This window comes from Cyanobacterium sp. HL-69, from assembly GCA_002813895.1.
Taxonomy (GTDB): domain Bacteria; phylum Cyanobacteriota; class Cyanobacteriia; order Cyanobacteriales; family Cyanobacteriaceae; genus Cyanobacterium.
Window position 1 is genome coordinate 49,267 of the sequence record CP024914.1, and the last position, 6,000, is coordinate 55,266.

The 6,000-nt window shown below is 36.7% G+C and carries 5 protein-coding genes; 2 read left to right on the plus strand and 3 right to left on the minus strand.

Going from position 1 to position 6,000, the window contains the following annotated elements:
* The first annotated feature begins 114 nt into the window (after positions 1 to 114).
* The gene (locus AA637_RS15430; RefSeq protein ID WP_446684714.1) at positions 115 to 2,298 is read left to right on the plus strand and encodes a hypothetical protein; all 2,184 of its coding nucleotides are present in this window, start codon (positions 115 to 117) and stop codon (positions 2,296 to 2,298) included.
* A 603-nt stretch (positions 2,299 to 2,901) separates the two neighbouring features.
* Positions 2,902 to 3,516 carry a recombinase family protein gene (locus tag AA637_RS15435; RefSeq protein ID WP_446684739.1) on the plus strand — a complete coding sequence of 205 codons (615 nt, stop codon included), beginning with the start codon at positions 2,902 to 2,904 and terminating at the stop codon, positions 3,514 to 3,516.
* 283 nt (positions 3,517 to 3,799) lie between these two features.
* Here AA637_RS15435 and AA637_RS15440 read toward each other — a convergent pair whose 3' ends face one another.
* The 3 genes from AA637_RS15440 to AA637_RS15450 all read right to left on the minus strand — a co-directional run bounded on the left by AA637_RS15440 (position 3,800) and on the right by AA637_RS15450 (position 5,735).
* A complete protein-coding gene (locus AA637_RS15440) occupies positions 3,800 to 4,015 on the minus strand; it encodes a CopG family ribbon-helix-helix protein (protein WP_069790975.1) in 216 nt (71 codons plus the stop codon).
* A 4-nt stretch (positions 4,016 to 4,019) separates the two neighbouring features.
* Positions 4,020 to 4,442, minus strand: a complete 423-nt coding sequence (locus AA637_RS15445) for a putative toxin-antitoxin system toxin component, PIN family (protein WP_446684715.1) — start codon at positions 4,440 to 4,442, stop codon at positions 4,020 to 4,022.
* A gap of 987 nt (positions 4,443 to 5,429) precedes the next feature.
* Positions 5,430 to 5,735, minus strand: a complete 306-nt coding sequence (locus tag AA637_RS15450; RefSeq protein WP_446684716.1) for an HNH endonuclease — start codon at positions 5,733 to 5,735, stop codon at positions 5,430 to 5,432.
* Positions 5,736 to 6,000: the final 265 nt, after the last annotated feature.

Sequence of the window (6,000 nt, forward strand, 5' to 3'; positions counted from 1 at the left end):
ATTAAACAACAAAACCACCAACCTAGCCACCGCCAACAAGGTGCTACAAGGTGCATTGGCTCAAGGGTTACAGGACTTCTTCGGTGACTCTCCAAAGGGAAAAGGAGAGAAACAATGCAAAACCAAAACCAAGAAAAACTGTTACAAATCTTTACCTACCGCTGGAACTGGATCATCAAAGAGCATGGCTCATGGAAAACCGTCAAAACCCGTATAAGTGACCCCACCCTCATAAAGATTTATGAAGACCCTACCAAATTGATAGGAGTAGGGTTTGATAAACACACAAAGTATTTGATGCTAGACATCGATAAAAACTCCCCCTACCACCCCAAAAACGACCCCAACGGCATCCCACTACTAGAACTAACCCTATACAAAATAGGACTAAAAGAAAACATCAAAATTCAATCCAGCCAGAGTGGAGGAATACATATATACTATCCATTCAGCCATAAACTAAAAAGTTACAAGATAGGAGCAAAAATAACCCAATACCTAGAAATAAATGGTTGGACAGTAAAAAATGGCACACTAGAAATCTTCCCCAACCAAAAGAAAGATAACTATAGCCAAGACAAAAACCAATGGAAACTATACCAAAGGCATAGACTACCCCTACAACCAGAAAGCAGTAGTTACCTCCTAGATAGTCAATATCAGCCCATAATAGATCACCCCAAGCCCCTAGATAGTTTCCTAGAGCAGTGGGAAAATGTAGCCAAAGCCCAAGACATAAAAGAACTAAAAAGATACCTCTACTTACAAAGCAAAAAAAGCCCAGTTTTAGCCCAGATAGAAAAAGAACTAAACCAAGTAATAACAGAAGGATTCACAGGGCGTGGTCAAACCAACGACATTTTACTCGCCCTAGGAAGGAAAATAAGACTATGCAGACAACTAGGAGGAGTAGAACTAAGAGACACCATCAGACATACAGTAACCCACCTGAGAGGATACGAAGAATACTGTGGGCATCAATACGAAATCCATCAACGGAGTCAAGATATAGCCAGATGGGCAGAAACAACATATCCTTTGGCATGGGAGAAAAAAAGCAAAAACCTACCCAAACCAAAAACCAACAACAACATAAAAACAAGAGATGCTTTAAATAGGATAATAGAAGCCCTAAAAATAGTAATAGGCAAAGAATATAAAAACATAACAGCCTTCGTAAAAGAAATATGTAGCATAGCCAAATGTTCAGCATCAACCCTATACAAACATCAGAAAATATGGAGAGAAAAAGTAAAACTAAAAATGGTGTGTAATAGTAGTCAGGGAGAGAGTTTGAGTGCCATAGAAGTACCCAAAAAAGAACAAGAGCAAAACAACCTCAAACCTATAACCAGTAAAGAATTCAAACAAAAACAAGAACAACAAACAAAAAAAGACAAAAACGTGTGTAACGCAAGAGAGCGTAAAGGTTTGAGCTTAGATTTTTTAGAAAAGTATATACTAAGAATTTATATGCTTAGTTTATGTTCTCCCGAAAAAAAAGAAATTAAAAAGAACACACAAAAGGCGGTTAGGGGTAAATCAGAAGAATCCTGTTTCTTAATTGAGAAACTAGAAGTAGTTACTTTACGGGAGCATAATCAAACCATTGATGGGGAAACTAGAAAAATTAATGGAGGAGAATCAGAAGCCTTAGAATCTGAACCAGCAAGATTAACCATCGAACAATCGGGGATGATAGGTGACTCTCCAGAATTAAAGCCATTAAATTCAGAACTAGGTGTAAAGCTAGGGAAGCCCTCATATCGGCAAAGTAGCTTAAGTGGTGGAAGTTCAGGGGATACCCCAACCGTCGCCCAGGAATCAGTTAACTCTTCTGCCCACAGTAATAACGACCTTGTTGCCGAGGATAAACTTATCCAAGAGCGTAGTAAATTCCTCAAGGGCTTAGGCATAGAGATACCTGAGAAATTAGCTGAGTTAGTTAATAAGGCAACCATGGAACAGGTAAATAACCTGCGACAGTTACTCAAGGAGAATAAAACTCTTAATAACCCCGTGGGCTTCCTCATAAAAGCCCTGAAGAATAATTGGCAACCCAAACAGAAAACCAGTACCCCAAGCAAACCATCATGGCAGGAGGAATTTGAGGAGTTTTATAATCAAGCTATTAAGGCAGGATACTGTGAGGATTTACCTATTAATTACCTATCGAGGAATCATCGTAATGAACCGATGGTAAGGGTAAATAAGCCAGATTCATGGTTAGGTGCACCCTATACCCTAGTTTATTGGCGTGAGGCGATGCAGGAGTTTTGGGGGAATAATGATAAATGAAGGGATGAGTTGTGATGGAGTAGAGTGTTGTGGTCTATAGATAGCAGTATGTATATTCTATCTTGCACTATTTTACAGACATCTCGGCTTTACCCCTAGTTAGCTTATCCTACTGTGCTAATTTTGTACCTTCCGGCGGAAACATAGGGTTCGTGTCATGAGGGGCAGTGAGAAGCTAAAGGCTATATATAGCAATAGTTTCAGTCTTTTTTATTTCTTGATTGTTAAAGGTCTTTTTTCACGTCAAATGATAAGTTTTACAAATGGATTAATAAATAAGTATTTGACAAATATTAAATAGTATGGGGTTAAATATTAATAGAGGGGGTGCTGAGGGTGTCATAATCCAAACTTGCCCATTAATGATGTTTAGTAAGGCTATGCTTAGGAACAGTAAATTAAGTCTTTGCAATATATATTTAAAATAACTTCCCCCTTTTTGACCATTTATGGGGAAGTTTGATTTAAATAACTTATCAATCGAGGCTAAAAAATAGTTTATTTGTACTTATTTTTTAACCACTGCCCCTCATGACACGAACCCTATGTTTCCGCCATGATGCAGGTTTTAGACCTCTGTTTTCAGGAGGGTTTAATTGGTACATGAAAATTGCGATTTATTGTCGAGTTTCTACTTCTGATCAGTCTTGTTCTCGTCAAGAGCGAGATTTACTTGACTATGCTCACCAAGCAGGTTATGAGGTGGTAGGGATTTGGAAGGAAACGGTTTCTGGGGTTAAAAGTCAGCATCAAGAAAGAAATAAGGTGATGGAATTAGCTCAACATCGTCAGATTAGGGGAATTTTGGTGACAGAATTAACTCGTTGGGGTCGTAGCACTTTAGATTTAATTTATACTTTACAGGATTTGAGTCATTGGGGAGTTTCTTTAATTGCTCAAACGGGTATTCAGTTTGATTTGGATACTCCTCAAGGAAAGTTAATTGCTTCAATTATGGCTTCCATTGCTGAGTTTGAAAGAGATTTAGTACGAGAAAGGGTGCGTTCGGGATTGGCCGATGCTAAAGCTAAGGGGAAAATCTTAGGTCGAAGACCTGGACAACGAATTAAGTCTGATCGTCTTGCCCCTCAAGTTTTAAAGATGGTTGCACAGGGCTATTCTTATCGTTCTATTGCCGAAAAACTACATCTGAGTAAGACTACTGTTTGTGTGATTATTAAGCGCCATCGCTCCTTGATGAATGTGGAGCAATTTTAAAAGCTGAGAAGGTTGTGCAATAAAAGTTTTACTCTTAGCGTTGTTTTTCTCTCACTTGCTACTCAAACGCCTTTTAGGCAATGTACAATAGATAAAGGTACGATATTTAGAGGGTTATAACCATGTTTATTTTAACCACTCAACTTCCATTTTCGGCAAAGTCAAATTTCTGCTTTCCGTCAGTCAAAAAAAAATCAAAACGAGAAAGGGAATATTCGTCTTGATGAAATCAAACGCAAATATCCTCTAAGCAATTATCGGTACTTAAACTTCTAATCTCTAATTAAAAACTAGCGTCTAACTTGTCTAATAAAGCCAACCCTTGTTGAATATCACCTTTACTTGCCATAACTTGAAAACGATTAAAAGTATCAAATTCAGCAATAGCTTTAGTAGAAAATTCCTCCATTAATTTATTAACACTAATTCCCCTAGTTTGTGCCAACTGTTTCAATCTTTCATGTTTATCATCAGGAAGTCGAATCGTTAAAGTTGCCATTACATTATACCTCTAAAAAATACTCTGGTTGAATAATTTGTAACTGAGGAAACAGCAATTCTGCACCTCGAAAATCTTTAATATTATTAGTTATAATAAACTGAGCATTACCAGCCAATGCTAATTCTATTAAGTAATTATCAGCTTCATCTTTAAGATTCGGTCGCCATAAATAGTAAATTGAAGTCCAGCGACAAACACCCATAAAAGAAGCTAATAAAATTTCTATTTCAGCTACAGTTAAAGGAGACTTTTTGATAATGTCATCTCTATGAATTAAAGATTCATATTCAGCAAATAAACTATTACCCATTAAAGGTAAATATTTACCCTCTAAACATCCCCTAATAACCCCTCTGGATGCCCCAGATTTACTAATAACAGCACTAATAAAAATATTTGTATCAACTACTATTTTAACAGTCATAGGTAAATGATAGCATATATACTGCCACTTTGCCCTGACTTTCAACCTGTAACAAGGGAGAAAGCTAGGGAAACTGTAATAACCATGCAAATTCACTGAAACTGAATCAGAGCAAATGTTTTAACTTATTCTGCGTACTTTAATCGTTACAAAACTTAAGACGACTGTTCGATTTCGCGCTTATCTCGGCTTTACTCCTAATTGGCTATATTTGGCTTAGTAATTGGTTATTTTATGGATATTAATGAAATCTCAACGAGACTGAATATAAATTAAGAAACTGTTGAATAAATGGTACAGATAGGGTTTATATCAGCAATGGGCGATGCAATCACTGAATTAAATGCTCGGAAACTACCTGTCTCTCTTATCCTGAAACGACTTGATTAATTTTTTTACTACGGGTTATCTACAATTTATGTTAAAACCTACTTCAAAAACATATCCTGTAAAGGTTTGGGAGAATGGCAATCCCTTGAAATCAAGAAAATAAGAACGCTCAAATCCATTGATATATATAGCGTATAGCCTATTTTTAACATGAATTTTGCATAACCTGTAGTAAAGTTTTGGAGGAAACACCCTACCCATAACGCTCTCGTTAAAACCAAACCAAGGGTAGCCACAACGCCCTTGTGGGGGAGGAGCGTTACGTTGTTCCGTCTTTCAACACCATTCATAATGGTGAAGGAATATAACATGATACCGATCTATTTGAAGTTAAACCGCATGGCTTAAAGACTTCACGCCTTCACGCTCCCTATATTTATTTGTACTACACCTTCTGCGTTTTCATGTTAAAAGACACCTCAAAATCATACGCTATAAGGTATCTAGGGGGTTGATTGAAAAATCATTTATTAACTTTCCGACTTGAAGGGGGGAGGTTACACGAGCGCATATAATAACGCTTGAAACTATTTATATATATAGTTTAGATACCATTTCTAACATAAATTTTAGATAATACGCAGTACACTTTTGATGTTAGTTACTAAGGTTTAAATCAAGGGATAACTGACCGATGCTGATATTTCCACGTTTGCGGGTATGGTAGCTCAAATGACAAGCGGTGCAAAGGCAAACCAAGTTTTCCTTCCTGTTATCCTCTGGTTGATAATTAGAATGATGAACCACCATAGTTATTTTGGCACGGTCTGATTTACTAAGATGAGTCGTCTTATCCCCTGGCTTAATGCACTGCACACCACATTTTTGACACCGCCACTTTACTTTCTTCTTTTGTTTGAAGGCAATCTCATTCCAGTTATCGGGATAACGACTCTTACTCATGGCGATCATTGATTATTTTGTGAACCTTTAAAGTCAACATTTTGTTTCTACATTACCTGATAAGGAGCTTAAAATAGAATTAAATGACCTTAGTTTGTGGTAAATTTTGCGTAAATTTAAAGTGAGGATTATAGGAGAGAGTTTGGTTCCTATAATCTTTATGTTTCAATGCTTTAGAGATTTTTGTTTACTATTTTTTCTTTAAAAATACTGATAATTTTTGTCAATTTTATAGTAAACTAGAGTAGTTATTAATCACTCTGCA